We start from the raw sequence: 25,111 nt of genomic DNA, 5'->3' as shown, positions 1-25,111 counted from the left end.
GGGCCGGTCCCGCCGCGCCGCGGCCGGATCGGGCGCGGGGGCGGTGTCGGGGGCGGCCGTCACACCGACGGGACGGGACCGGCCGCGCGGTCGGCGGCCAGGCGCCGCAGCGCCTCCTTGTCGACCTTGCCGATCCCGACCGTGGGCAGGGCGTCGAGGACCACCACCCGGTCGGGGAGCTTGAACGAGGCCACGCCCTCCTCGCGCAGGAACGCGCGCAGGCCGCGCAGGGTGAGCCGCCCGGCGGCGTCCGCCGGGCCGCCGCCGGGGACGACGACGGCGCACACCCCCTCCCCGTACAGGGGGTGGGGGAAGCCGACCGCCGCGGCCGCGCGCACCCCCGGGTGGCGGGTGAGCACGGCTTCGAGGTCGTCGGCGGCGACCTTCTCCCCGCCCCGGTTGATGACGTCCTTGACCCGGCCGGTCACCGCCACGTTCCCCGCCGGGTCGACGCGCACCAGGTCGCCGGTGCGGTAGTGCCCCTCGGGGCCGAACCGGCCCGGTTCGCCCGCGGCGCGGCCCGCGTAGGCGGTGATGGTGCTCGGCCCGCGGGTCCACAGCTCCCCCTGCTCCCCGGGGGCGACCGGGCGGCCGTCCGCCCCGACCACGAGCAGCTCGTCGCCGGGGGCCACCGGGCGGCCCTGGGTCAGGTCGGTGACGGCCTCGGGGTCGTCGAGGCGGGTGAAGGTCAGCAGCCCCTCGCTCATCCCGTACACCTGCTGGACACGGCACCCCAGCTCCGCCCTGATCCGGCGGGCGGTGTCCGGTGCCAGCCGCGCCCCGCCCACCTGCACCACCCGCAGGGACCACGGCGCGGCGCCGGAGTCGGCGGCCCGGGAGGCCAGCTGCCCGGCGAGGCCGGGGACCAGTGCGGTGTGCGTGACGCGGTGCAGGCCGGCCAGCTCCAGCAGGGCGTCGGCGTCGGCGGTGCCGGCGAAGGCGACGGAGCCGCCTCGCGCGAGCGCGCCGAACATCCCGGGGTGGGCGCAGGTGAAGCTGTGCGTGGCGGGGAGCGCCGCCAGGTAGACCGAGTCCGGGCCCAGGCCCGCCGCCACGGCGGAGGCGCGGACCACCGAGCCGAGCGCCTCGTGGGTGCGGGGGATGGGCTTGGGCGGGCCGGTGGTCCCGCTGGACAGGAAGTACAGGGCGGTGTCGCCGGGGTCGGCGGTGTGCGGGCGGGGGCCAGGGGCCGTGCCGGGCGCGCACAGCGCCGCGAGGTCCGCCCCGTCCGGGCCGGGGGCGCCGGGGCCGAGCACCAGGACGGCGCGCGGCGCGGGACCGTGCCGGAGGAGCCCGCGCAGCATGGCCGGGTGGTCGGTGCGCCCGGTGGCGGCCGGGACCGCGGCCGCCACGGGGGCGAGGTCGGCCACGACCGGCTCCAGTTCGTGCTCGCACAGGGCGGGGTGGGCCAGGATGGGCGGGCAGCCGGCCCGGATCAGCGCGAGCGTGAGGACGAGGAACTCGACGCTGTTGGGCAGCTGCACGAGGACGGGGCCGGGGGCCCGCACGCCCAGACCGGCCAGGCGGCGGGACGCGGCGTCGACGGCCCCGGCGAGCTCGCGGTGGGTCAGCGGCCGCGGTCCGGCGACCGCGGGCCGGTCCGCGGCCGCCGGACCGCCCGCGGCGTGCCGCAGCACCAGGTCGTCCAGGAGTTCGGCCCGCCACCAGCCCCGGGCCCGGTAGAGTTCCGGTCCGCTCGCCGCCCGCATCTCCATCGCCCCCTGGAATTCCTTTTTGTGAACACGGCCCGAAGGCCGCACGCGAATGGACAGTACTACAGGTGGCGAAGCGAATACAGAGGGTTTCCTTTTTGGTCGTGTATTCCGTTGTCCGTTTTTTGTGAGCTGCGTGGAAGTGCGTTTTGGAAGGGTTTTCCTTTGCTCTGTGATTTCCGGTTCTTCTGCCCTTTCGCGAAGGGTTCACGGCCTCCGACCCGGTCGCGGCGGGTTTCGGAACCGGGGATGAGGCACTGTCAGAGCCAACGAAACGGGCGTATCCGGCTTCGGAAAGTTGGCGGCGTGCATGAGGGGTCGGGGCGCGCGGCCGTGCCGTAGCCGGTGCCGGACCGAGACCGGAGAGGGCGGTCTCGTTGCGAATAGGATGGCCGCTGTGCGGCAGGCGGGTCCGCCGCCCGGCCCAGACCGTGAGAGTTCCTCCGACCCCCTAGGAGAAAGGGGCCCGAACCGTGGCCCAGCGCACCCTCTACCTCGTACGCCACGGCGCGGCCGACGCCCTGGGGCAGGTGACCGCCGACGGCCGGGAGCAGGCCCGGCTGCTCGGGCGGCGGCTCGCCGGGGCGCCCGTCGACGCCGTCTGGCACTCGCCGCTGCCGCGCGCGGTGGACAGCGCCCGGATCATCGCGGCCGAGATGCCGCGCGTGCTGGTCGACGAGGCGGCCGAACTCGTGGACAACGTTCCGTTCGTCCCCGGACCCGAGGACGTGCCGCCCTCGTGGAAGGGGTTCTTCGACGGTTACGACCGCGGCGAAGCCGATGCCGGGCGAAGGACCGCGGACGCTTTGACGGCACGGTTCTGCGGGCCCAACGGCCAGGGGCGGCGCGCGACGCACGAAGTGGTGGTGACGCACGCGTACCCGATCGCCTGGATCGTCCGCGAGGTATTGAACGCGCCGCCCGCGCAATGGATGTCCCTGGCGGGCGTCGCGAACGCCTCCCTCACGGTGGTCGAATTCAGCGACGACGGACCCCCGGCCGTCGTGATGTTCAACGACATGTCCCACCTGCCCGCCGGGTTGCGGTGGACGGGGTTCGCGGGCGGCGGCCGGGCCTGAGCACCGTCGGAGCGGTGAAAGGGCCTTGCCAGGGAGTGGGCCTGCGGAGCGTGCGGCCGCCACGGGACCGCGTTCGCCCGGGCCGACCGGGTGCAGGGGCGGCGGTTCCGGCGGCGGTCGGCCGGGCGGGGCGGTCAGCCGGTCGACAGGCGGAGCTCGTACCGGCTCACCCGGGTGACGGGACCTCCGCCCGCCCGCTGGCCGGGCGCGCCGCCCACCGCCACGTCGCCGCGGTGCACGAACCCCCGGGCCTCGTAGTAGGCGCGCAGCCGCGCGTTGGACGCCACGCAGTCCAGCCGCAGGGCCTCGGCGCCGTGGCGGCGCGCGGCACCGGACGCCCAGCCGAGCATCACCGACCCCAGTCCGGCGGCCCGGCGGCGCACGGCCATCCGGTGCACGTAGCCCGCGGCGCCGCCGAGATCCGACCACAACGGGTCGTCCCAGTCCAGGGTGATCGTGCCGGCGACCTCGCCGCCCGCGCCGACCAGCCATGTCTCACCCCGCGACACCGCCCCCGCGACCCATTCCGCGTCGAACCGCGGGGGCCACTGGTCGATGCCCCGCGCGCCCAGCCACGCGGCCGCCTCGTCGAGCACCTCCAGGACCTCGTCGATCCGGTCGTCGGACGCGACCTCGAAGCCGACCTCGATGTTCCGATCGAACGCCATGCCCGGATGATCGCACGGCCCCGGAATCCCCGGCGCGGCGGACGCCGCTTCCGCGACGGGCCTCAGCCGGGGAAGCCCAGGGCGAGCTGTTCGGGGCGCAGGTCGGCGGGGGCCGCGGCGGGCCGCTCCGGGGCGCGGGCGCGGGCGCGGTGGGCGGGGCCCGGGCGGTTCAGTCCGTGGCGGCCGGCGATCTCGCGGACGGCCTCCGTGACGATCCGCCGGTAGGACTCGGGCGCGTAGGAGCCGCGGCCGTACAGCCTGCCGTACAGCGGCAGCAGCCCCGGGTGCTCGCGTGAGAGCCAGGCCCGGTACCACTCGCGGGCGCCCGGCCTCAGGTGCAGCACGATCGGGGTGACGCGGGCGGCCCCCGCCTCGGCGATGGCGGCCACGGTCTCCTCGATCTGTTCGGCCGAGTCGGTCAGGCCGGGCAGGATCGGCGCCATCAGCACCGAGCACTCCAGGCCGCGTTCGGCCAGGCGGCGCACCACGTCCAGGCGCGCCCGCGGGCTCGGGGTCCCCGGCTCCACCGTGCGCCACACGGCCTCGTCCACGGAGCCCACCGAGACCGCCATGCCGACCTCGGTGACACGGGCCGCCTGTTCGAGCAGGTCCAGGTCGCGCAGGACCAGCGTGCCCTTGGTGAGGATCGAGAAGGGGTTGGCGGCGTCGCGCAGGGCGGCGATGATCTGCGGCATGAGCCGGTAGCGGCCCTCGGCGCGCTGGTAGGGGTCGGTGTTGGTGCCCATCGCGATGTGCTCCCCGCGCCAGGAGGGGCGGGCGAGCTCGGCGCGCAGCCGTTCGCCGGCGTTGACCTTGACGACGATGCGGGTGTCGAAGTCATGGCCGCTGTCCAGGTCCAGGTACTCGTGGGTGCGCCGGGCGAAGCAGTACACGCAGGCGTGCGAACAGCCGCGGTAGGGGTTCACGCTCCAGCGGAACAGGGGGGAGTCGCCGGGGACCCGGTTGATGATGGACCGGGCCCGGACCTCGATCGCGACGGGTTCACCGTCCTGCCCCGCCCGTACCGGCCCGGGCCCGGCCGTGTGCAGCCCCGCCCGCCCGGTGCCCCGGGCCGGGGGCGGCGTGTGGTCGAACAGCGCGGTCTGTTCGACGGTCGTGGTTCCCTCTCTCAGGTTCTCCCAGCGCATGCCTGTGATTCGAACATGTTTTCGAACGGCTGTCGAGTGGTTCGAACGCCGGACGGGGCGTCCGGACGGCCCGGCGCCGGCGCGGCGCGGGCCGGTTTCCCAGAAGCGGCAGGGGTTTCCGAGGGGGCGGGCCGGTGTCCCGGGAGGGAGAAAATCGTGCCGGTGGGCCGGGGGAGGGGCAGGGGCTGCCGGGGAACCCCGTTCCCGTCGGCCTCGGCTCCGTGCGCTCCGCGTGCCCCGCGGGGCCTGGCCGGGTCCGGCGGGTTCACAGCCCGGCGGCGACGAGGATGCGGTACATCCGGTCCAGGGGCAGGGCGGGGTTGGCGGCGGCGTTGTCGGCGACGTTGTGGTCGGGATCGGAGAGCAGCCGGTCCAGCAGCGCGTCCGTGGCGTTGGGGTGGGCGGCCACCCCGCCGCGCAGGGAGGGGTCGGCGGCGAGCCGTTCGAGGTCGCGCGCGGGGAGTTCCGGGTCGTGCAGGGCCAGGCGGCGCACCCGGGGGTCGGTTTCGTCGACGAACGTGCGCAGTGCGTGCCGGGGGAAGTTCGAGTGCTCCACGAGAGGAGGTCCGGGACGGATGTCGCCGTGTTCGCGTACCAGGCGTTCCAGGACGTCCGGCGGTGTGTCCGGGCGGTGGGCGGCGATCTGGCGGACCCGGGGGTCGGGGTCGTCGTCCAGTCGGCGCCAGGCCTCTTCGGGAAGGTCGTGGCAGGAGGCCAGCACACGCCGGAACACCGTGTGCGGGCAGTCGAGGTAGGCCAGCCGCTCGTCGAGAGGGGTCTCGCGCAGCCAGCCGGGTTCGGCGGGGTACCAGTACAGGGCCATCTCTGCCTCGAGGCTCCCGTTCGCGTACTCGGCCTCGACGAGCGCGTACAGCCGGTCCCGGGTCGCGGCGTCCACGTGGCGGCTCAGCGCCGCCGCGATCCGCACGGACGGGTGGTCGACGTCCGCCAGCCGGGCGGCCATCTCCGCGGAGAGGTGGGGATTGTCGGCGACGGCCGTGAGGACCCCCTCGTCCCCGCTCCGCACCAGCCGCTCGAACTGCTCCGCCGTGAGCGGGACGCGGCTGGCCGCGTTGGCGCGCACGGCGGGGTCGGCGAGGCAGCGCTCCCGCCATTCGGGTGGGATGCCGGGCCGCTCGTGCCGGGTGGCGGCCGCCCGGACCCGGGGGTCGGGGTCTGCGAGCAGTTCGGCCTGCACGGCCGGAGGGCGGTCATGCCAGACGTTCGCGATGGCGGCGCGCAGGTTCGGGTCCTCCGCGCGGGCGAGCGCGTCGCGGGGGCGGGCGTAGACCAGTTCCAGGTCGTCGAGGCCGAGCGGCACCCCGCGCTCCACCATGTCGCGGACGAAGTCCGGGTACGCGTCGCGGATCTCGGGGTCGGGGTGCTCTGCGATCCTCCTGCGCATCTCCGGGGAGACCCGGTCCCCGTACAGGGTCACCGAGCTCCGGCGGTCGCCGTGCGCCAGCAGGGCTTCGACGACGGCGTCCTCCAGCCGCCCGGGGCGCTGGGTCAGGCCGCTTCTGCCGGCCCGGTGCGCGACCAGACGCACCAGGACGTCCCGGGGCGCCGCGGGATTCCGCCCGAGCCCGGACAGCCGCGGGTGAGCGAGGTTCGTCATGGGGCCAACCTAGCCGGGCCGTTCCGGCCGGGACAGCCGTCCTTTTTCCGCCGCCGGTGCCGGGGACGGGGGCCGTCAGGCGGCCTCCAGGACGAAGAACAGGAAGGCCGGGCTGGTGGACAGGACGCGGAAGTCGTCGGGGAACAGTTCGCGGGCGGCCGGGTCGGGCAGCGGTTCGCTGATGGCGGAGATCCGGAAGCCGGCCGTGGTGAAGGCGTCCGTCATGGCGTGCAGCGGCCGGTTCCAGAAGCCCATGGTCGCGGTCAGGCCGCCCATGGTCCACTCCTCGGTCCAGTGGTGGGTCGCGAAGTAGTCGGTCCTCTGCCCGGCCGCCCGCTGGACGGCGTGGACGGCGAAGGGGTGGTCGACGGACATGATCAGGCGGCCTCCGGTTGTCAGCACGCGCCGGAACTCGGCCAGTGTCGGACCCCAGTCCCGGAGGTAGTGCAGCACCAGCGACGCCACGACGTCGTCGAACGCACCGTCGGGGAAGGGGAGCGGGTCGCGCAGGTCCGCCACCCGCAGGTCCGCCTCCCCGCCCAGCCTCCGCTCGGCCAACGCGAGCATGCCGGGGCTGAGGTCGATGCCGCTCACGAGGGCGCCCCGGTCGCGCAGCGCGGCGAACAGCGGGCCGGAGCCGCAGCCGGCGTCGAGGACCCGGCGGCCGGCGACGTCCCCGGCCAGGGCCAGGATCGCGGGCCGTTCGTAGTAGGCGTTCATGATGCTGGACGCGTTCTCGGAGTCGTAGCCCGCGGCCAGGTGGTCGTAGTCGTTCACCCGGGTCGGGCGGGAGGGCGCGGCGTGGTCTTCGGGCGGGTTCGGCATACCGGGCATCCTCGCCCACCGGACGGCGCGGCACAACGCGGCTCCGGCGCCGCGTGTCCGCTCCCGCGCCGTCGGGCCCGTGACGGCGCCGGGCCGCCCCGCTGCGTGTATCCGATCCTGTGCCGCTGGGCCCGTGACGGCGCCCGGCCACCCCGCTGCGCGTGTCCGCACCGGTGGGAAGGAGCCCCGGCCGTCGGCTGTCGGCGGGCCGGAGGTTCTGTTACAGTCATGACCACTGCAAGTGAAGTACTTTGTTTGGAGTGATTTCATGCGTGAGCTCGTCTACTACGCCGCCGTCTCCCTCGACGGGCGCATCGCCGGACCCGCGGGCGAGTTCGACTTCTTCTTCGCCCCGCTGGCGGACGAGGAGCGCTCGGCCGCCTACAACGCCTGGGTCGACGCCCACTACCCCGAGGTCACCCCCACCGCCGTCCGCGAGGCCTCCGGACCGGCCGACGCCCCCAACCTCCGCTTCGACACGGTGGTCATGGGGCTGGGCACCTACCGGGCCGCCTACGACCACGGCATCGAGAGCCCCTACGCCCACCTGCGCCAGTACGTGCTCTCCACGACCCTGGGGCCGGTCTCGGCCCCGGAGGTCACCGTCGTGGACCGCGACCCCGTCGGCCTGGTGCGGGCGCTCAAGGAGGAGGACTCCGACCTGGACATCTGGCTGTGCGGCGGCGGGAAGCTGGCGGGAGTCCTCCTGGCGGAGATCGACCGCCTGGTGCTCAAGAGCTACCCGGTGCTGGCCGGGGCGGGCGTCCCCCTGGTCGAGGGCGGCTTCGACCCCGGCCTGTTCACCGTCGTGGACCGGCAGGTGTTCGACAACGGCGTGACCGTCACCGAATACGCCCGCGCGTGAACCGGGGCGGCCCGGACGCGGCCGCGCCGGGCGGCGGCCGGTCAGCCCCTCTCCTCGCGGACGTCCCTCCCCTGCTCGGCGAACGCCTTGAAGTCCTCCATGTGCCGCTGCGACTGCTTGTGGAAGGCGCCGGGCATGAGGAGCGCCATCAGCCGCATCAGCAGGCCGCTGAACCGGTACTCGCTCTCGCTCTCCCAGAGCGTCTTCTCCGGGCCGGCCTCGGTCAGCGAATCGCGCACGACGCTCCACATGCCCGCGCCGACGATCTCGCGGTCGAAGTGGACGACGGTCCCCTCGGGGATCGCGTGCAGGTCCGCGGGCTCCCGGCGGGTGATCGTCTCGACGCACTCGAGTTCCTGTTTCCCCGACCGCATCACGACCCGCGACTCGGTGCCGAGCTCTCCGTGCACCCCGTTCAGCGGCTCGTGCGCCACCAGGTCCCGCAGCCACATCGGCAGGTGCGCCGGGTCGGCCAGCAGCTGGGCCACCCTCTCCCGGGGCAGGGCGATCTCGATCGAGTTGGTGTACTTCACGGCGCGCGTTCCCTCCAGGTGCCCGGCTGCGGCGGCGACGTGCCCCGGTTCGCCACCGGCGGACCGGTGGGCCCGCCCCTGGGCCGGGGACGGCCGCTCGCGGCGGAACGCGGAGGGGCCACGACGTCCCATGATGCCCGCCGGGGGTGACAGGAACCCGGAGCCCGGTGATCCGGCGCCGGGAAACGCGGGGGACGCCGCACCGCTCCGAGGGACTCGGCGCGGGGCGGCGTCCGGTCAGGGCCGGTCGCGGGGCAGCACGCCCAGGAGGGTCGCGGTCAGGGCCAGCCTCAGGGAGTCCTCCAACCCCAGGTGGAAGCGGGCCAGGTCGGGCTCGGCCTCGTAGGCCGCCCGGAGGCTGGGCGGGGGAGTGCTGTACGCCGAGAACGTACCGGCCATGGCCATGGTCTGCAGGCCGAAGAGGGCCGCGCTCTCGCCCAGCTCCGGCAGGTACTTCCGGACCAGGTCGGCCATGGTGGCCAGGCGGTCCAGGGAGGCGCGCTTGTAGCGCGCCACGACCTCGACGGAGACGTTGTGCTCCAGGACGGCGGCCTGGGCGCCGAAGAGGTCGCACAGCACCACCCGGCCGGACAGCGAGCGGCTGAGGACCCCGGCCACCGCCGTCGCCCGCTCGGCCATGGGCAGGTCCCCGTCGACGCCGGCGGCCAGCTCCCCGGCCAGCTCCGCCAGCCACTCGCGCAGGTAGCGGTCGAGCAGTTCGAGCAGCACCGCCTCACGGGACTCGAAGTAGCGCAGCACGTTCGGCTTGGCCAGGCCCACCCGGCGGCTGAGCTCGTTCAGGGTGACCGCGGCGACGGGCATCTCGTCCAGCATCGCCGAGGCGGTGTCGAGGATCGCCCGCCGGCGGATCTCCCGCTGCTCTTCGGTCCGCGCCCGCTGGAAAGTCACGATCGCCAGCCTAGCTTGAGTACCCCCGGTACGTTGACAGCGTACCGGGGGTACTTTAGTGTCGCGAATGAAAGATACTCGCGGTACTTTATTTGGTCGGAGGCCTGGCATGGGCGAGAAGTGGACGACGGCGGACATCCCCGACCAGCGCGGACGGGTGGCCGTGGTGACCGGGGCCAACACCGGGCTGGGGTACGAGACCGCCAGGGCGCTCGCCGGGCGCGGGGCGTCCGTGGTGCTCGCCGTGCGCGACACCGGGAAGGGCGAGCGGGCCGCGGCCCGCATGGGCGGCGACGTGACCGTGCAGGAGCTGGACCTGGCCTCGCTCGACTCCGTCCGGGCCGCGGCGGCGGAGCTGCGGTCCCGGCTGGATCGGCTCGACCTGCTGATCAACAACGCCGGGGTGATGTACACCCCCAAGCGGACCACCGCCGACGGCTTCGAGATGCAGTTCGGCACCAACCACCTCGGCCACTTCGCGCTCACCGGGCTGCTGCTCGACCTGATGCTGCCGGTGCCCGGCTCCCGTGTGGTGACGGTCAGCAGCACCGGCCACCGCATCCGGGCCGCCGTCCACTTCGACGACCTGCACTGGGAGCGGTCGTACAGCCGGGTCGCCGCCTACGGCCAGTCCAAGCTGGCCAACCTGATGTTCACGTACGAGCTGCAGCGCCGGCTCGCCGCGCGCGGCACCACCGTCGCGGTCGCCGCGCATCCCGGCCTGTCCGACACCGAACTCACCCGCAACGCCCCCGCCGCGCTCCGCCTGCCCGTCACGTGGATGGCGCCGCTGATCACCCAGACGCCGGCCATGGGCGCCCTGCCGACCCTGCGCGCCGCCACCGACCCGGGGGTGCTCGGCGGCCAGTACTACGGCCCCGGCGGGCGGACGGAGGTCAAGGGCCACCCCCGGCTGGTCGCCTCCAGCCCGGAGTCGTACGAGGTGGCCGTCCAGCAGCGGCTGTGGGCCGTCTCCGAGGACCTCACCGGCGTCACGTTCCCCGTCGGGGCGGTCGCCACGGCGTAGGGCGGCGAGGGGACGGCCTTCGGTCCGGGGGAGGTCTCTGACTTGGCCGCCCCGCGCCCGCAGGTCGGGGCCGGGACGACGGCGTGCACGGCGACCGCTGCGACCGGTCGGCCTCGACCCGTCCTCGAAACGCATTGGGCCTTCGGAGCGCGCATCCCCGACGATCTGCGCGTGCGTGGTGGCCTGCTGCTCCGGGTGCAGCGGCGCCCGCCGAGTCGCATCGCCGCCGCTGTGCAGGGGGCCGGTGGCCTCAGGCTCGCGCAGCGGCCTTCCAAGCGGCGGTGACACATCCTTCTTCCCAGTGCCACCACCCCTCCGTCTCGCCGTGCTCCAGCAGTTCGCGGATTTTCGGAAGGTCCGCATGCGGTGGGACCTCCAGGGCCACCATCCGGAACCGCTCGATGCCTTCGCCGGTCGCGCCGAGGCGGTGGAAAGTCTCCAGCACGCTCTGCCGAGCGGCGGCCGAGCCGTTGTCCCTCAACACGATGAGGCGGATGGTGCAGTTCTGCGATGGCCGGACCGTCTCCCCGGCCCAGAGCATGCCGTTACCGTCCGGCCGCATCCTGACGATGTCGCCGCGGGCGATTCCGCGGACGAACCAGGGTGTGTTGTCCAGGCGCACCGTGTCGTCGCCGAGGTCGACAGCCCATAGGCTCTCGACGTTCGCCGGCGGCCAGCCGTTCTCGTCCGTGTCCATGCGGAAGTGGACCTTCATGTAGTCGTCACCGAGGTTCGTCACCGAATCATCATCCACATCGCGATCACCGGGCCGGACTGCGGAGTAGGGGAAGGCGGACACCTCGGCCAGGACCGTGGGCGCATGCCGGAGGCGCGTTGATGCTGAGGACAGCGGCGCCCGGCGGAGGCCGGAGGGCCTTGCCGGGCGTCGGTGGCGTTGCGGGGGTGGGGGAGGTGGATCGGGGTCAGCCGTTGGTGGAGTGGAGGAAGGCGGTCCACTCGGACGCAGGGAAGGGGAGGTGCCCGTCGGCGGGGTGCTTGGAGTCGCGGACGGCGGCCCCGCAAGGCAGGTCGGCGACCTCGACGCACTCGTTGTTGCCACCGCTGTAGCCGCTCTTTCGGAAGTTCGCGGGCAGGTGTGCGACCTCGACGCAATCGCCATTGACACCGCTGTGGCTGCTCTTCCGGAAGCGGGCGACTTCGACGCATTCCTGGCCTTGTGCGCTGTAGCTGCTCTTGCGGAACTCCAGCTCGTTGGCTGTCACGTACTCTCCAGGGACTTCAGGACGTCTTCGATGAGCTCGAACGACAGGGCGGTGGACAAGGCGACTCCCTGAACGTTGCTGAATGCCACGTTATATCGCTCTACGTCGTCCGTTTGGTCCAGATAGAGACCGTCGACCGCGGTCTCCACGTACACCAGGGGAGGGTCGATGGGGGTTGGGAAGTCCAGGATGGTGAAGGGGCCCGCGAGAGCGAGGTGAGCGCCCGCGGAATAGGGCAGCACCTGAACGTCGATGTGATGGCGTAGCGCCATGTTCTTCAAGTGCTCCAGCTGGGCTTGCATGACGGTGGGGCCGCCGATGACCCTGCGTAGAGCCCCTTCGTCGATGACCGCGATGAGGTGCGGGGGCTTGATCCGGTTGAAGATGTTCCTGCGCTCCATACGGGCCTGAACACGGCGTTCGACATCGGCTTCCGGTATGGCGCGACCGGCGCGGAAGACGGCTGCCGCGTATTCGGGTGTCTGGAGCAGGCCGGGGAGGGTGAGGCCTTCGAAGCGGCGGAGCATGGAGGCTTCGGCTTCGAAGTCGGGGAGGGCGTTGCTGCCGAAGATGTCCTTGTAGCTGGACCACCACCCGGTTTCCTTGGATTCCCGGGTCAGCCTGTGGAGCGCGGCGCGCACGTCGTCGGTGGTGCCATAGAGGTCGGCGAGGGCGTCGATGTCGCGTGTGCGGATGCGCCGGGCTGTGGCGTTCTCGATGCTGCTGAGGGTGGACAGGGGAACACCGGACGCTTTGGCTGCGGCGGCCAGTTTGAGGTCGTGCGCTTCGCGTAGGCGCCGGAGTTCTCGTGCCAGGCGACGGCGGCGGACGCTGGGGCTGATCGGGCTCTGCATGAGGGGATCCTACGTTCAAGCAAACTCAGATTTCGAGTTGAACCGGTTGACTGCTCGAAATCTGAGTTGCACTATGGATGTGTCCGGTGATCGTCAGGTGACGGAGTGCTCCTGCCGATCAGGCTACGACCTGCCCGTGCCCTGTGCTGCTGCAACCGTGAACACCCCCCGGGGGCGAGCGGGCGGAACCTCTGTTCTTCCACCTTGTGCAAGGAGTGTCTTCGTCATGCTCGCAATCGTTCCCTCGCCCCCGCCGATGCCGTCCTTGCCGGAGGTGACCCTCCCCCTCGGGGAGCTGGTGCCGCGGCGGTGCCGGCACTACTTCACCCCGCACGCCCGCCGGGCGCACTACAAGGTGCGCTCCTACGAGTTCGGGTCCTCGCCGCAGCTGATGCCGCTGGTGCGGGCGTTCCTGGACGCCAGCGCCGCCGAACGGGACGCCGACTACCGGTACCTGTTCACCCTGCTCGGCTCGGAGCTGGCCGCGAACGCGCTCACCCACTCCCGCTCGGGGCGGCCGTTCGGGACCTTCACGTTGCGCTGCGAGCGCAGCCGCACGGGACTTCGCCTGACCTGCACCGACCAGGGGCGCCCGGACGGGCGCACCACCCCGGAGGGACGGCGCGAGTACCTGGTGGCCGACCCCGCCGGGCTGGACGTGGTCGCCGAATCGGGTCGGGGGCTCGCCCTGGTCGACGCCCTGGCCACCTCCTGGGGAGACAACGGCATCGCCGACCACCGCCAGGTGTGGTTCTTCCTCGCCTACGACCTCACCGACAACCCCTGGACCACTGCGGCCTGAACCGGTGCGGGCGGGAAGCGCAGCCCCACCGGGCCAATGACACCCGCCCCCACAACACCCGAGAACACAGGTGCCCCGACCGGTGCGCGAACACCGGATCGGGGCGTGATCACCACCTGCACCAGCCAGGAGATGACCGTGGAACACCCTACAACCGGCCGCCACCGGCGGCCCTGCACCGGCATGCCCGCACGCGTGTGGGCCCTGGCCGCCGCACTCCTTGCCACAGCCCTGACCGCGCTCTTCGTCCCCCGCCGAGCCGACCGAAAGCCGCACCCATTCCCAGCCGCATCCGAACACAAAGACGTTCCCGGGTGCGGTGACCTGCTCGCCGCCCCGCCCGGATCCCCCGACCGGAACACCCGGCCCGCCGGAGCCTCCGATGCATCCGCCCGCTGGGGACAGGCCTTCACCGGCCCGAGCGACCTGACGGACACCGACCCCGACCGGATCGCCGGAGCCCTGGTCCGCCCCTACCTGGACCTCGTCCCCCGGCCGCGCCCGGCGGAGCCGGAGGACTACCCGGCCGCGCCCCCGGCCACGGACCAGGGCGAGTTCGTCGAGCTGGCCGACCGAATCCGCGCCTACCTGGCTCTGAACCCGGGTGTCGGGGAGGTCTCCTGACAACCGGGGTCGCCGCGGGCGGTGTCCTTCCGACACCGCCCGCGGCCGTGTCCCCGGGGGCGCCCGTGTGCGACGCTCGCTTGCGGGAGAGCGCCGGGCGACAGGGGAGGACCATGGGCGAGTCCGAGTTGTTGGTGGTGGGGCCCGCGCTGGCCGTCGCCGTCGTGGTGGCCGTCGCGGCCGCGGCCGGGGTGTCCGCGCTGGGCCGCCTCGGCCACGGCCTCGCCGTGCTGCGCGCCGGCGGCCGCGCGGTCCTGCAACTGGGCGCGGTCTCCTTCCTCATCGCGGCCGTCGTCTCCTCCGGCCCGCTCACCCTCGGCTTCGTCGCGGTCATGCTCACCGTGGCCTCCCTGACCGCCGGACGCCGCATCACCTCCGCCCGGTGGCGGCCCCTGTGGGCGTTCCTGCCCGTCTGCCTCCCGATCGTCCCCGTCGTGGTCGCGCTGCTGCTCACCGGCCTGACCCCCGTCAGCGGCCTGGCCGTCATCCCGCTGACCGGGATCCTCACCGGCGGCGCGCTGACCGCGACGGTCCTGGCCGGGCGCCGGGCCACCGAGGAGCTGCGCACCCGCAGGGGCGAGGTCGAGGCCGCCCTGTCCCTGGGCCTGTCGCCGCGCGACGCCGCCCTGGAGATCGGCCGCCCCGCCGCCGCCTCCGCGCTGCTCCCGGCGCTGGACCAGACCCGGACCGTGGGCCTGGTGACCCTGCCCGGGGCGTTCGTGGGCATGCTGCTCGGCGGCGCGACGCCGTTCGAGGCCGGGGCGGTCCAGGTGTTCGTCCTGGCGGGTCTGCTGCTGGTGGAGAGCCTGGCGATCGTGCTCACCGTGGAACTGGTGGCCTGCGGGGCCCTCCCGGTTCCGGAAAGGGAGTGAGGCCCGGGCACGCGACGCCTCTGCCATGCTGGGCCGTACCGGTCCGGAGAACGGAAGGGCGCGTGCGGCGGATGGGCGAGCGGGAGTACGAGCGGGCGCGGTGGCGGGAGTGGGTCGGCGCCGTGCTCGCCGACCACGAGAGCGGCACGGCCGGGCTGGACCGGGTCGCCGGCCTCCTCGTGCCGGGCGCGGCCGAGGTGACCTCGCGCCGCGGCCCCCTCTACGAGCGGGCCTGTGAACTCGCCGCGGAGTTGGAGCGCCACCACGACCTCCGTACGTCCACCTGGGACACCCCCGACGACGTCACCCCCGTCGATGACCGGCAGTTGGCGCGGACCGTCGCGGAGGTTCGGCGCCTGGTCGGGGCGGCATGAGGAACGCTGCGCCGCGGGCGCGGTACGCGGAGACGACCGGTGAGGTGGAGGTGTCCGGGACGCGGGCCGGGCTGCTCGCACTGGTCGGCGTGTTCCAGGATGGGGACACTTCCCCGGAGGACTGACGCCGTGGGGCCGCCCGGGCGCTACGGCCTCGCGGAGGGCTCCGCGCCCGTGGCGGCGGCCTTCGGCGGGGCCCCTTCGGACACCCGGGGCGCCCGGCCGCCCGGCGCCCGGCCCGAGCGGTCGGCGAGCACGCCCGCCAACAGCACCACCACGACACCCGCCACCGGCACCACCATCAGGCCCGTCCGCAGCGTCGTCGCGTCCGCGATCGCCCCCACCACCGGCGGCGAGCACAGGAACCCCATCCGCATCAGCCAGCTCACCAGCGCCAGCCCGGTCCCCGGCTTCAGCCCGCGCAGCTCGTCGGCCGCGTGCATGGCCGACGGGATGAGCGTCGCCACGCCGAACCCCGCCGCCGCGAACCCCGCGATCGTGCCCGGGACGCTCGGGAACAGCAGTGCCGCGCCCAGCCCCAGCGCGGCGATCGCCCCGCCCGCGCGGGCCACCGCGCGCTGCCCGAACCGGTCGGTGAGCGCGTCGCCCGCCATGCGGCCGACGAACTGCGCCCCCACCAGGGCGATGTACCCGAACGCCGCCAGCGACGCCGGCGCCCCCAGGTGGTCGGAGAGGTACACCGCACCCCAGGTGCTGCCCGCGTCCTCCACCATGATCCCGGCGATGGAGATGACGGCCAGTGCCGCCAGGATCGCGTACCTGGTCCAGGCCGCACCGCTCACCCCCCGGACCTCCTGCTCGGCCCCGCCGTCGGCCTCCGCGGCCTCCTCGCGGTCCGGCCCCGGCAGCGTCCAGCGGTAGGCGGTCAGCGCCGTCGCCGACAGCAGCACGGCCGCCACCGCCAGGTGGACGCCCGGGGACACCCCCAGCCCCGTGGCCGCCGCGCCCATCAGGCCGCCGATCACCGCGCCCACGCTCCACAGGGCGTGGAACGAGTTGAGCACCGACCGCCGGTACAGCCGCTGCACCCGCAGCCCGTGCGCGTTCTGGGCCACGTCCACGACCGCGTCGAACGCCCCCGCCAGGAACAGCGCCCCCGCCAGCAGCGCCCACGTGGGGCCCACCGCCGCGCCGAGCATGCACAGCGCCGTCAGCACCGTTCCGAACGCCGCCACCCGGGACGACCGGAACCGGCGGATGACCGGTCCCGCCGCCATCCCCGCCACCAGCGCGCCCGCCGGGAACGCCGCGATGGCCAGCCCGTACTGGGCGTTGCCCAGCTCCAGCGCCGCCTTGATCTCCGGGTAGCGGGGGACGAGGTTGGCGTAGAGCGCGCCGTTGGTGAGGAACAGCAGCGACACCGCGGCGCGGGCGCGGCGGACGCTCCGGTCCACGGGCGCGCGCCCGGCGGGTGCGGCGGGGGAGTCCGGCGCGCTCATGGGAGTCCTCCAGGGGAACGGCAGAAGGTGTACGACCGTACACCTGTCGCGTACGATCGTACACTCCGGGGAGGCGCGGATCGAGACCGCGCACCCCGGGGATCCGCGAGAATGGCCCCGTCGGAACCGGCGGCGGAGAGGAGTCAGGGTGGCGACCGGACGGGTGGACCCCGAGCGCAGGGAGCGCATCATCGCCGCCGCCGCCGACCTCATCGCCGAGGAGGGCGTGGCCGGGACCTCCCACCGCAAGGTGGCCGCCCGCGCCGAGGTCCCGCTGGGCTCGATGACCTACCACTTCGCGGGCATGGACGAGCTGCTGCGCGAGGTGTTCTCCCGCTTCGCCCAGGACCTCAGCCGCAGGTTCGAGCAGCGCCTGGTCCGGGCCCGGAACCTGGAGGAGGCCCGCGAGGCCGTCACCGCCCTGGTCCACGACGAGCTGATGACCTCTCCGCGCGAGCTGGTCCTCACCCACGAGCTGTACACCCTGGCCGCCCGCCGCCCCGCCTACCGGGAGCTCACCCGGGCGTGGATGCTCCGTAGCAGGCGCGCCCTGGAGCTCCACTTCGACCCGCTGACCGCCCGCCAGGTCGACGCGCTCATCGAGGGGCTGACCATCCACCGCGCCCTGGAGCTGGAGCCCCACGACCGCGCGCTGACGGCGGACGCCGTCGCCCGCATCACCGCCGTCCCGTCGCCGGGCGGCCCCGCCGAGGGCTGAGGGCGCCCCGCGGGCGCCCCGAACGGCGGCCGCTCGGGGTGGTTCGGGCGGGTGGCGTGCCCGGTCGGCCGGGGGGCGCCCCGGGCCGCTGTTGCGAACGGTCGTTCCGGGCGGCGGTCGTGCCCGGCCGCCCGCGCGTCGGCTCCCGTTTCCGGGCTTGTACGCCCTACCTGATCGGCCGTAGGCCGCTTCGGGTTGCTGTCGCGCCCGGCGGTTGCGGGCTACTCCGGGCGGTGGACGTCGCAGGTCGCCCGAGTGGATTCCCGAGGCTGGTGCGGACGGGTGACGTGCCAGGTCGGCCGCGGTTCGTTCCGGGCCGCTGTAAGCAGCGGCCGTTTCGACCGCCCGCACGTCGACTCTTGGTTCCGGGTTCGTAGGGCCTGCCCGGCCTGGTCCCGGTTCCTACTCCAGCCCCAGCTCGTTGACGACGCGGGCGACGCGGTCGCGGTCCTGCGGGCCGAGGCCGCGGAGCGGCAGCGGCAGGCTCGGGCCGCGCACCAGCCCCAGGTGCTCGGCGATCGCCGCGGTCACCCGGAGGCTGCCGTGCCGGGCGAACAGGTCCCACAGGGGTCCAAGGCGCGCGGAGAGCTCCTCGGCCCGCTCCGCCGCGCCGGACCGGGCGGCGCGCACGATCTCCAGGGCCGGGGCGGGCAGGGTGCCGCCGACGACCGAATACCAGGCGTCGCAGCCCGCGTTCAGCCCGGTGGCGCCGAAGGCGTCCCCGGACACGCCGACCGTGACGCCCTGGGGCAGGAGCTCCCGGAGCCGGGCCACCCGCCGGGCGGCCTCCGCCGGGTCGGCGGGCACCCCGGGGATCTTCAGCGACGCGACGCCGGGCAGCCGCGCGACGTCGCGGTAGAGGTCGTCGGTGAAGGAGAAGTGCGTGGTCCGCGGGTTGTCGTACACGACGAGCGGCACGGACAGGGCGCGGGTCACGTCCTCGTAGAGGCCGTACACGTCGTCCGGGGTGAGCTCCTGGTACGACACCGGTGCCAGCAGCACACCGGACGCCCCGGCCCGCTGGGCGTCCTCGGCGAACTCCAGGACGTGCGAGGTGCGCAGGGCGCCGATGCCCGCCAGGACGGGCACCTCCCCGGCGTGCTCCACTGCCAGCCGGACCACGCGGGCGCGCTCGTCGCGGGTGAGGTAGGCGTAGGAGCCGGTCGACCCCAGGGCGGTGATCGAGTCGACGCCGGCCCCGGCCAGGCGCCCGACCAGGCCGGCGAAGGCGGCCTCGTCGACGCGGTCGCGGTGGATCGGGGTGAGCGGGAAGGCGCTGAGGCCGGTGAACATGGGCACTTCCGTGGATCGTCGGGCGGTCCGGCGGGGGCGCCGCCGGGCGGGCCGGGTCCGGGACCCGGCGGCGGGAAGACTACCGCGTCGCCCCTCGCCCCCGGCGCCCTGTGATGGTGATCGCCCGGTCACGGGGAGTGTCGCTCGCCCACCTTCGGCGGCCGCTCCGATAGAGAAAGGGGGACGCCCCCGGTGGGCGACGCGCTCCTTCAGCCGCCGAGAGGACCATATGGGCAGCATCCCCGACGAGGTCGCCCCCGGTGTCTTCCGCCTCGGCGACGAGGTGGTGAACTTCTATCTCGTGGACACCGACGAGGGCCTGGTCCTCGTCGACGCCGGGCTGCCCACGCACAGCTCCGCGTTTCTGGACGCTGCGTCCCGGGTGGGCGGGCGGCTGCGGGCCGTCCTGCTCACCCACGGCCACCCCGACCACATCGGTCTGGCCGCCCGCGTCCTGGAGCACTCGGGAACGGCGGTGTGGGTGCACGAGGGCGACGCGCCGCTGCTGGGCGGCGGCCCCGCGCAGGCGATCGTGCACGCCCCTCCCGAGCGCTCGATGCTGCCCTACCTGCTGCGCCGTCCGCGGGCCGCCCGCCTGCTCGCGCACCTGGAGGGGTCGGGGGCGTTCAACGCGCCGCCGGTGCCGGAGTACTCCACGTTCGTCCACGGCCAGGTCCTGGAGGAGGTGCCCGGGAGCCCGCGGGTGGTGGGCGCGCCCGGGCACACCCCGGGCAGCGCCGTGTTCGTCTGGAACGACCGCGGTGTGGTGTTCACGGGGGACGCGCTGGTCACCTACGACCCGACCACCGGCCGCAAGGGCCCGACCACGATCAGCCGGATGTCCACGCACAAGGGCGCCCAGGCGATGGCCTCGCTGGAGCGGCTGGCGGAACTGGGGGAGGAGGCCGTGGTGCTGCCCGGCCACGGCGACCCCTTCGCCGGCGGGCCGCGCGCGGCGGCCGAGGAGGCGATCGCGCGCGGGATCCAGTAGGGCGCCCGGGGCCGCCCGCGCGGCGGTGCCGGGCGGGACCGGGCGGGGCCCGCCGGATCGGGGGAGAACCGCGTGGCGTTCACGGCTGTCTACCCGGACGAACGAGTTGCACCGGACCTATTGACTTTCGATAGGTACCTATCGATACTCGATGCATGCGCAGCTACATCACCCTGGTCCTGCGGGCCGGCGTCGCGATGGCGATCCTCACCGGCCTCTTCGGCCAGATCGTCGTCATCCCCGGTGTCGCCGCCAGCGAGGTCGAAAGCTTCCCTCCCTACGCTCCCTACGAACTCCCCTATGTCACCCTTGCCGTTCTCGGTGTCGCCTGTGTGCAGGTCGCCCTGGTCGCCGTGTGGGTGCTGCTCGCGATGGTCGAGCGCGACGCGATCTTCACCCGGCGGGCCTTCTTCTGGGTGGACGTCATCATCGGCGCCACCCTCGCGGCGTCCCTGATCACCGCAGGGGTCACCGGGCACCTGCTGGTGGACTCGAACATCCCCTCTCCCGCCGACGGCATGGAGCTGATCGGCGCGCTGGGCGCCGCCGTCGTCACCACCGCCGGGGGTGTCGGCTTCGCCCTGCTGCTCATCCTCATGCGTGGACTGCTGCGCAAGGCGGCCGACCTGCAGTCGGAGATGTCCGAGGTCGTCTGAGGCGGATGGCGTATCCGGTTCATCGCTTCGCCCCTTTGAAGCGGATGGCTCATCCGGTTGGTCGAATCGACCCACCGAACCGGATAGCCGATCCGGTTGGGTCAACTGGATAGTCCATCCGGATGGCTGGATCGTCCCACTGAACCGGATGGCCTATCCGGATGGTCGGATCGGCCCGCCGAACCGGTACGCGCGGGCTCTGGGCCCCGATCCTGCCTCCGCTCGCGCCCCGACCGTCCACGGCGCACGAGGGCTGCCGGACGATGGCCTTGCCGGAACGGTCGGCGGAACCGGGAGAGGAGGCCGTGGTGTCGCCCGGCCGCGCGACCCCTTCGTTGCCCAGCCGCCCACCAGCGCGGCGCCGAGCGGGTGATCGGGCGCGGGAGCCGGTAGGGGCGCCCCCGTGTGGGCGCTTGCCGCGGTCGTTCGCGCGGGATCGCCTGCTCGGATAGGCCCGGCGGTCGCGAGACCGCCTTGTCCCGGCAAGGCGGGCTGTTCCCGCGAAGCCTTGACCGGTGACCTCCACCCGGGGTCTTCCGCGGCCGCCCGTTCAACGCCGCGGCCACGGCCCGCGGATCCCGCGCGTGGTCCGCGCTTGGGCGTTCGCGCCGGGTTCCGGGCGGGCTCCGTCGGGATTCCGGGCTTCAGCAGGCCGCGCGGCGCCGAGCGGGTGATCGGGCGCGGGAGCCGGTAGGGCCGCCCGCCCGTGGACGTCTGTCGCGGTCGTTCGCGCGCGATCGCCTGCTCGGATTCGACCGGTGGTCGCGAGACCGCCCTGTCTCGGCAAGGCGGGCTGCTCCCGAGAAGCCTTGACCGGTGACCTCTACCCGAGGTCTTCCGCGGCCGCCCGGTCACACGTTCCTTCACCGGCGGACCGCGTGGCGGCCGAGCGGCACCGCACCGCGGCGGCGGCCGGGTCAGCCTCCGTGCCGGGGCTCCTGGTTGAGGTCGTCGGCGGCCCGCTCGTTGAGCACGGCGGCCGTCCGCACGGCGCCGTTGACCAGCCCCTCGTCCGCCTCGGCGCCCCGCTTCTCAGCGGGCTCCTCCGGCGGGCCGGGCAGGACCCCGGCCATGACCCGCATGAGCCGCTGCACCAGCGACGGGCACAGCCCGCGCGCCGCGACGACCGCCGCCGCCAGCGGAGTGATCACCAGGTACGGGCGCCCGCGCGCGGCCGCCTCGACGATCCGCCGGGCGGCGTGCCCGGCGCCCGCCGACACCAGCGGCAGGCCGGCGCCCAGTGCGAACCAGCTGTACTCGCGTTCGGCGTTCCCCGAGAACACCGCCGCCCGGTGCGAACCGGTGCGCATCAGCCCCGGCACCACCGTGGTGACCCGCACCCCCCGGCGCGCGAGCTCCGCGCCCAGCCCCTCCGACAGGGCGACCTCGGCGAACTTGGCGCACGAGTACGGCAGCAGGTGCGGCACGCTGAGGTGGCCGCCGATGGACGTGATGGTCACCAGCGAGCCGCCGGTCCGCGACAGCGGGCCGATCGCGGCCCGGGAGATCCGCAGCGGGGCCCAGAACATGGTCTCCATCGCGTCGCGGAAGTGCTCCTCGGTGAGCACCTCCTGCGGGCCCACCTGGATGATCCCGGCGTTGTTGACGACGAAGTCCAGGTGGCCGAAGGCCGCCTCGGCCTCCTTCACCAGGCGCTCGGCCCCCTCCGGGTCGCGCACGTCGCACCGGATGCCGCGGGCCGGAACGCCGCGCGCCTCCAGGTCGATCACGGCCCGGTCCAGCTCGTCGCCGTCGCGCGCGCAGACCACCACGGACGCGCCGCGCTCGCCGAACTCCCGGGCCAGGCTCAGGCCGAGCCCGCGCGAGCCGCCGGTGACCAGGGCGACCCGCCCGGCGAGCCGTGTGGTGTGCGGCCGTGGTGCCAGCGCCGCCGCTCCGACGCCCAGCGCGGCGCCGGCCGCGGCCCAGGGCAGTACCCCGCCGCTCCGGCTCCGCCGCGCCTGCTGTGGCTCGTCCCGGCGGAACCGGGACGCCGCCCGGGCCGCCAGGAGCGGGACCAGGACGGTCTTCGCCTTCATCACCGGTCGCCTCCTTCGCGTCTGCTCCGGTTCCGCGCGCCGCGGGGCCGGTCCGTTCCTGCACCGTGCGGCTGGTCCGTTCCTGCGCCGCGCGGCTGGTCCGTTCCTGCACCGCGCGGCCGGTCCGTTCCTGCGGAGCGAACCCCCGCAGGCCCTCGGGCGGGGAGCGCCGGACGCGCCCCGCGCGGTCCCCCGTGGCAGCGCCCCTGAGCACCGCCGTCCTGCGGACCCGTTGTGTAGGGACGCGGCTACCCGGGACCGCGCGGGCCGAAACAGCGGGCGGCCCGTGCCGCCCCGTCCCCCTCCGTGCCGCCCCGCCCTGTCCCGCTCCGTGCCGCCCCGTCCTGGCCCGCCCTGTCCCGCTCCGTCCCGCCCGGCCCGTGCCGCCCCTCCCCGCCCGGTTCCGCCCCGGAGTGGAACGGGCCACGGAGGCCACGACCGGCGTCCGGCGGCCCCACCGGTCGCCGGACGCCGTCCACCGAACACCGCTGCTCCGGCTCAGCCGGTGGGGTCGGGCTCCTGGGCGCGTTCCCGCTCACGGTAGGCCTGCGCCTGGAGGTCCCACAGCTCCCGGTACACGCCGCCCCGCTCCATCAGCTCCTCGTGGGACCCCCGGTCCACCACCCGCCCCCGTTCCAGCACCACGACCACGTCGGCCATCCGCACCGACGCCAACCGGTGCGTGATGAGCACGACCGTCGCCCCCGTCCGTCCCGCGTGCGCGTGCAGCGAGGAGAAGAACCGGTGCTCGGCCCGGGCGTCCAGCGCCGACGTGGGCTCGTCAGCGATCAGCAGCGGCACCGCCGCCCCGTCGTCTCCCCGGTGGAACCCCCGGGCCGCCGCGAGCCGCTGCCACTGCCCGCCCGACGGCTCGTGGCCGTGCGCGAACCGCTTGTCCAGCAGCGTCTCCCACCCGCGCGGCAGGTCCGCCACCACCGTGTCGGCGTGCGCGGCCCCGGCCGCCCGCGCCAACCGCTCCGGGTCGTCCTCCGGGCCGCCCATCACCACGTTGCCGCGCGCCGTCATCGGCCAGTGCGTGTGGTCCTGGGCGATCACCGCGATCCGCGAGCGCAGGTCGTCGGCGTCCACCCCCGCCAGGTCGGTCGCGTCCCAGCACACCCGTCCGGCGTCGGGCGTGTACAGCCCCGACAGCAGCTTGGCCAGGGTGCTCTTGCCCGACCCGTTCTCGCCGACCAGCGCCACCGTCCGCCCCCGGGGCAGCACCAGGTCCACCCCGGCCAGCGCCGGACCCGTGGCGCCGTCCCCGTCCCCGTCCGCCTTGGGATAGGAGAACGTCACGTCCTCCACCCGGATCTCCGCGAACCCCTCCGGGGCGGGCGGAAGGTCCCGGCGGGGCGTGCGCTCGCGGGCCTTCTCCTCCAGCTCCACCAGGTCGGCGACGTACAGCCCCGCCTCGTAGACCTGGCCCACCGACACCAGCACCGTGCCCAGCGCGCCCTGGGCGACCCGCACCGCCACCACGGCCGCCCCGGCCGCCGCGATCGGCACGACCCCCTCGACCAGCAGCGCCCCCAGCGCGACGAACACCACCACCGTGGCGGCCCCGCCCAGGGCCCCGCCCGCCACCCGGATCAGCGCCATCCGCGTCGCCAGCCGCAACCGGGCCTGGAGCTCCCGTTCGGCGAACCGGTCGAACTCGGCGCGCAGCCGCGGGCCCATCGTGTACGAGCGCAGCTCGGCGGCGGTGCGCCGGTCGATCATCAGCTGCTGGAGCATGAACTTGCGGCGCACGACCTCGGTGAGCCTCAGCGTCAGCCGGTACCGCAGCCGGGCGGACGCCGCCGAGCTCCACCACTGGGGGACCATCGCCACCAGGATCAGCGGCAGCAGCACCGGGTGCAGTGTGCCCAGCACGCCCGCGGCCGCGGCGATCGCCACCAGGCCGGTGAGCACGTCCAGGCTCGTGCGGACCAGCACCCCCATCTGGTCGCAGCCGGTGGCGTACCCGCGGAACACGTGGTCGTTGAAGGCGCTGTCGTCGAAGGCCGCCGCCTCCACCCCGGTGACCGTCTCGTTGAACCGGCGCTCGGCGGCCAGCACCACCTTGGGCTCCAGTCGGGCCTGGGCGCGCCCGGCCAGCGCCCCGCAGGCTCCCCGGGCGAGCAGGGCCGCCGCGAGCAGGAGCAGGGAGGGCAGCGCCGCCCGGACCCGGTCGGGGGTGGGCACGGCCGCGAACACCTCCTCCAGGACGGCGTTGGTCGCCACCAGCGCCCACGCGGTGGCCGCGCCCATCCCCAGCCCGAACACGACGGTGGCGGCCAGGTCTCCGGGCCCCGCCCGGCGGCCCACGGCCAGGGCCCGACCGACCAGCACGGGCATCCGGCGCGCCATCGACCACCAGGTGGCCTGGCGGGCCCGTTCGCGGAACATCCGGTACTCCGAGGTGGCGAGCCGCTCGGCGTCCGCGTCGGGGGATCCGGAGGAGGCATCGTGCCCTGGATCGTTCCCGGCTCCGGTGTCGGCGTCGGCGTTGGTGTCGTGGTCCTGCAACAGGCGTTCCTCTCCGTTTCCGTGGCGGGGACAGGCCGATCATGACGGTCCGGTCCGTCGCCGGGGGAGGGGGCGACCGATTGCGGTCCGACCGCATCGGGCCACGGAGGGTCCCGCCGGGGGCGCACACGCGCGTCCGGCGGTCGGGAGGGGCCCGGACCGGCCGGGTAAGGGGCGATCCGAATCCGTGTTCGATGCGGTCTCCGGTGCCCTTCCGGGGGTCGTCGCGCCGCCTGTCACCGACCGGGGGAGAACGTCACGGAGTTCGCCGTATGAGTGTCAAGAGGCCCTTTGTCTTCTTGATGCCCGT

Annotated in this window: 25 protein-coding genes; 11 read left to right on the top strand and 14 right to left on the bottom strand. The window is 74.3% G+C overall.

Going from position 1 to position 25,111, the window contains the following annotated elements:
• Positions 1–59: 59 nt before the first annotated feature.
• On the bottom strand, positions 60–1,715 hold the full coding sequence (locus K1J57_RS29570; protein WP_220561977.1) for an AMP-binding protein: 1,656 nt from the start codon (positions 1,713–1,715) through the stop codon (positions 60–62).
• Between the two features lie 470 nt (positions 1,716–2,185).
• On the opposite strand from K1J57_RS29570, the gene K1J57_RS29565 reads away from it, so the two are divergent.
• Entirely contained in the window at positions 2,186–2,791 is a 606-nt protein-coding gene (locus tag K1J57_RS29565; RefSeq protein ID WP_220561976.1) for a histidine phosphatase family protein, read from the top strand.
• Positions 2,792–2,925: 134 nt separating this feature from the next.
• Here K1J57_RS29565 and K1J57_RS29560 read toward each other — a convergent pair whose 3' ends face one another.
• The 4 genes from K1J57_RS29560 to K1J57_RS29545 form a co-directional block, all read right to left on the bottom strand.
• The gene (locus K1J57_RS29560) at positions 2,926–3,459 is read right to left on the bottom strand and encodes a GNAT family N-acetyltransferase (RefSeq protein WP_220561975.1); all 534 of its coding nucleotides are present in this window, start codon (positions 3,457–3,459) and stop codon (positions 2,926–2,928) included.
• Between the two features lie 62 nt (positions 3,460–3,521).
• Positions 3,522–4,607 carry an Rv2578c family radical SAM protein gene (locus K1J57_RS29555; RefSeq protein WP_220561974.1) on the bottom strand — a complete coding sequence of 362 codons (1,086 nt, stop codon included), beginning with the start codon at positions 4,605–4,607 and terminating at the stop codon, positions 3,522–3,524.
• A 265-nt stretch (positions 4,608–4,872) separates the two neighbouring features.
• Positions 4,873–6,225: a hypothetical protein gene (locus K1J57_RS29550; protein WP_220561973.1), complete on the bottom strand. Its 1,353-nt coding sequence runs from the start codon at positions 6,223–6,225 to the stop codon at positions 4,873–4,875.
• 75 nt (positions 6,226–6,300) lie between these two features.
• Positions 6,301–7,059 (bottom strand): class I SAM-dependent methyltransferase, encoded by a 759-nt coding sequence (locus K1J57_RS29545; protein WP_220561972.1) that lies wholly within the window; start codon positions 7,057–7,059, stop codon positions 6,301–6,303.
• A 259-nt stretch (positions 7,060–7,318) separates the two neighbouring features.
• Here K1J57_RS29545 and K1J57_RS29540 point away from each other — a divergent pair, with 259 nt between their 5' ends.
• On the top strand, positions 7,319–7,915 hold the full coding sequence (locus K1J57_RS29540; protein WP_220561971.1) for a dihydrofolate reductase family protein: 597 nt from the start codon (positions 7,319–7,321) through the stop codon (positions 7,913–7,915).
• Between the two features lie 41 nt (positions 7,916–7,956).
• Here the strand turns inward: K1J57_RS29540 and K1J57_RS29535 are convergent, their stop codons facing one another.
• Complete coding sequence (locus tag K1J57_RS29535) at positions 7,957–8,448, bottom strand: SRPBCC family protein (protein ID WP_255646689.1); 492 nt, start codon at positions 8,446–8,448, stop codon at positions 7,957–7,959.
• 237 nt (positions 8,449–8,685) lie between these two features.
• Positions 8,686–9,357, bottom strand: a complete 672-nt coding sequence (locus K1J57_RS29530; RefSeq protein WP_220561970.1) for a TetR/AcrR family transcriptional regulator — start codon at positions 9,355–9,357, stop codon at positions 8,686–8,688.
• A 109-nt stretch (positions 9,358–9,466) separates the two neighbouring features.
• Between K1J57_RS29530 and K1J57_RS29525 the strand changes: the two genes are divergently transcribed.
• Positions 9,467–10,384 carry an SDR family NAD(P)-dependent oxidoreductase gene (locus tag K1J57_RS29525; protein WP_220561969.1) on the top strand — a complete coding sequence of 306 codons (918 nt, stop codon included), beginning with the start codon at positions 9,467–9,469 and terminating at the stop codon, positions 10,382–10,384.
• 250 nt (positions 10,385–10,634) lie between these two features.
• Here K1J57_RS29525 and K1J57_RS29520 read toward each other — a convergent pair whose 3' ends face one another.
• The 3 genes from K1J57_RS29520 to K1J57_RS29510 form a co-directional block, all read right to left on the bottom strand.
• Positions 10,635–11,123, bottom strand: a complete 489-nt coding sequence (locus K1J57_RS29520) for a DUF4265 domain-containing protein (RefSeq protein ID WP_220561968.1) — start codon at positions 11,121–11,123, stop codon at positions 10,635–10,637.
• Positions 11,124–11,307: 184 nt separating this feature from the next.
• A complete protein-coding gene (locus tag K1J57_RS29515) occupies positions 11,308–11,592 on the bottom strand; it encodes a DUF397 domain-containing protein (protein ID WP_370634694.1) in 285 nt (94 codons plus the stop codon).
• Positions 11,593–11,603: 11 nt separating this feature from the next.
• Positions 11,604–12,461, bottom strand: coding sequence for a DUF5753 domain-containing protein (locus tag K1J57_RS29510; RefSeq protein ID WP_220561966.1), 858 nt, complete (start codon positions 12,459–12,461; stop codon positions 11,604–11,606).
• A gap of 226 nt (positions 12,462–12,687) precedes the next feature.
• Between K1J57_RS29510 and K1J57_RS29505 the strand changes: the two genes are divergently transcribed.
• From K1J57_RS29505 to K1J57_RS33805, 5 genes are all read left to right on the top strand, one after another.
• Positions 12,688–13,263, top strand: coding sequence for an ATP-binding protein (locus tag K1J57_RS29505; protein ID WP_255646688.1), 576 nt, complete (start codon positions 12,688–12,690; stop codon positions 13,261–13,263).
• 105 nt (positions 13,264–13,368) lie between these two features.
• The gene (locus tag K1J57_RS29500) at positions 13,369–13,887 is read left to right on the top strand and encodes a hypothetical protein (RefSeq protein WP_220561965.1); all 519 of its coding nucleotides are present in this window, start codon (positions 13,369–13,371) and stop codon (positions 13,885–13,887) included.
• Between the two features lie 113 nt (positions 13,888–14,000).
• The gene (locus K1J57_RS29495; RefSeq protein ID WP_220561964.1) at positions 14,001–14,759 is read left to right on the top strand and encodes an ABC transporter permease; all 759 of its coding nucleotides are present in this window, start codon (positions 14,001–14,003) and stop codon (positions 14,757–14,759) included.
• Positions 14,760–14,830: 71 nt separating this feature from the next.
• Positions 14,831–15,133 (top strand): hypothetical protein, encoded by a 303-nt coding sequence (locus tag K1J57_RS29490; RefSeq protein WP_220561963.1) that lies wholly within the window; start codon positions 14,831–14,833, stop codon positions 15,131–15,133.
• Positions 15,130–15,258, top strand: coding sequence for a hypothetical protein (locus K1J57_RS33805; protein WP_255646687.1), 129 nt, complete (start codon positions 15,130–15,132; stop codon positions 15,256–15,258). The genes K1J57_RS29490 and K1J57_RS33805 overlap by 4 nt, the downstream gene beginning before the upstream one ends.
• A gap of 21 nt (positions 15,259–15,279) precedes the next feature.
• Here the strand turns inward: K1J57_RS33805 and K1J57_RS29485 are convergent, their stop codons facing one another.
• Positions 15,280–16,593 carry an MFS transporter gene (locus K1J57_RS29485; RefSeq protein ID WP_220561962.1) on the bottom strand — a complete coding sequence of 438 codons (1,314 nt, stop codon included), beginning with the start codon at positions 16,591–16,593 and terminating at the stop codon, positions 15,280–15,282.
• A 148-nt stretch (positions 16,594–16,741) separates the two neighbouring features.
• Here K1J57_RS29485 and K1J57_RS29480 point away from each other — a divergent pair, with 148 nt between their 5' ends.
• Positions 16,742–17,311: a TetR/AcrR family transcriptional regulator gene (locus K1J57_RS29480; protein WP_220561961.1), complete on the top strand. Its 570-nt coding sequence runs from the start codon at positions 16,742–16,744 to the stop codon at positions 17,309–17,311.
• Positions 17,312–17,713: 402 nt separating this feature from the next.
• Here the strand turns inward: K1J57_RS29480 and K1J57_RS29475 are convergent, their stop codons facing one another.
• The gene (locus K1J57_RS29475) at positions 17,714–18,604 is read right to left on the bottom strand and encodes a dihydrodipicolinate synthase family protein (RefSeq protein ID WP_220561960.1); all 891 of its coding nucleotides are present in this window, start codon (positions 18,602–18,604) and stop codon (positions 17,714–17,716) included.
• A 229-nt stretch (positions 18,605–18,833) separates the two neighbouring features.
• Between K1J57_RS29475 and K1J57_RS29470 the strand changes: the two genes are divergently transcribed.
• Entirely contained in the window at positions 18,834–19,595 is a 762-nt protein-coding gene (locus K1J57_RS29470) for an MBL fold metallo-hydrolase (RefSeq protein WP_220561959.1), read from the top strand.
• Between the two features lie 155 nt (positions 19,596–19,750).
• Complete coding sequence (locus K1J57_RS29465; protein ID WP_220561958.1) at positions 19,751–20,251, top strand: DUF2975 domain-containing protein; 501 nt, start codon at positions 19,751–19,753, stop codon at positions 20,249–20,251.
• Between the two features lie 917 nt (positions 20,252–21,168).
• Here the strand turns inward: K1J57_RS29465 and K1J57_RS29460 are convergent.
• Both K1J57_RS29460 and K1J57_RS29455 read right to left on the bottom strand, forming a co-directional pair.
• Complete coding sequence (locus tag K1J57_RS29460; protein WP_220561957.1) at positions 21,169–22,290, bottom strand: SDR family oxidoreductase; 1,122 nt, start codon at positions 22,288–22,290, stop codon at positions 21,169–21,171.
• Between the two features lie 498 nt (positions 22,291–22,788).
• On the bottom strand, positions 22,789–24,801 hold the full coding sequence (locus K1J57_RS29455) for an ABC transporter ATP-binding protein (protein ID WP_255646686.1): 2,013 nt from the start codon (positions 24,799–24,801) through the stop codon (positions 22,789–22,791).
• Between the last annotated feature and the right edge of the window lie 310 nt (positions 24,802–25,111).

Origin of the sequence: Nocardiopsis sp. MT53, assembly GCF_019598965.1 — a bacterium.
In the GTDB taxonomy this organism is placed as follows: Bacteria; Actinomycetota; Actinomycetes; order Streptosporangiales; family Streptosporangiaceae; genus Nocardiopsis; species Nocardiopsis changdeensis.
Note: the sequence above shows the minus strand (reverse complement) of the source record. Positions and strands in the feature narration are given on the sequence as shown.

Bases quoted from the DNA above. Each gene is read 5' to 3' on its own strand.
- K1J57_RS29460 (WP_220561957.1), bottom strand. From the start codon at position 22,290: ATGAAGGCGAAGACCGTCCTGGTCCCGCTCCTGGCGGCCCGGGCGGCG.
- K1J57_RS29495 (WP_220561964.1), top strand. From the start codon at position 14,001: ATGGGCGAGTCCGAGTTGTTGGTGGTGGGGCCCGCGCTGGCCGTCGCC.
- K1J57_RS29545 (WP_220561972.1), bottom strand. From the start codon at position 7,059: ATGCCCGGTATGCCGAACCCGCCCGAAGACCACGCCGCGCCCTCCCGC.
- K1J57_RS29485 (WP_220561962.1), bottom strand. From the start codon at position 16,593: ATGAGCGCGCCGGACTCCCCCGCCGCACCCGCCGGGCGCGCGCCCGTG.
- K1J57_RS29540 (WP_220561971.1), top strand. From the start codon at position 7,319: ATGCGTGAGCTCGTCTACTACGCCGCCGTCTCCCTCGACGGGCGCATC.
- K1J57_RS29525 (WP_220561969.1), top strand. From the start codon at position 9,467: ATGGGCGAGAAGTGGACGACGGCGGACATCCCCGACCAGCGCGGACGG.
- K1J57_RS29465 (WP_220561958.1), top strand. From the start codon at position 19,751: ATGCGCAGCTACATCACCCTGGTCCTGCGGGCCGGCGTCGCGATGGCG.
- K1J57_RS33805 (WP_255646687.1), top strand. From the start codon at position 15,130: ATGAGGAACGCTGCGCCGCGGGCGCGGTACGCGGAGACGACCGGTGAG.
- K1J57_RS29510 (WP_220561966.1), bottom strand. From the start codon at position 12,461: ATGCAGAGCCCGATCAGCCCCAGCGTCCGCCGCCGTCGCCTGGCACGA.
- K1J57_RS29475 (WP_220561960.1), bottom strand. From the start codon at position 18,604: ATGTTCACCGGCCTCAGCGCCTTCCCGCTCACCCCGATCCACCGCGAC.
- K1J57_RS29570 (WP_220561977.1), bottom strand. From the start codon at position 1,715: ATGGAGATGCGGGCGGCGAGCGGACCGGAACTCTACCGGGCCCGGGGC.
- K1J57_RS29505 (WP_255646688.1), top strand. From the start codon at position 12,688: ATGCTCGCAATCGTTCCCTCGCCCCCGCCGATGCCGTCCTTGCCGGAG.
- K1J57_RS29470 (WP_220561959.1), top strand. From the start codon at position 18,834: ATGGGCAGCATCCCCGACGAGGTCGCCCCCGGTGTCTTCCGCCTCGGC.
- K1J57_RS29555 (WP_220561974.1), bottom strand. From the start codon at position 4,607: ATGCGCTGGGAGAACCTGAGAGAGGGAACCACGACCGTCGAACAGACC.
- K1J57_RS29490 (WP_220561963.1), top strand. From the start codon at position 14,831: ATGGGCGAGCGGGAGTACGAGCGGGCGCGGTGGCGGGAGTGGGTCGGC.
- K1J57_RS29550 (WP_220561973.1), bottom strand. From the start codon at position 6,225: ATGACGAACCTCGCTCACCCGCGGCTGTCCGGGCTCGGGCGGAATCCC.
- K1J57_RS29560 (WP_220561975.1), bottom strand. From the start codon at position 3,459: ATGGCGTTCGATCGGAACATCGAGGTCGGCTTCGAGGTCGCGTCCGAC.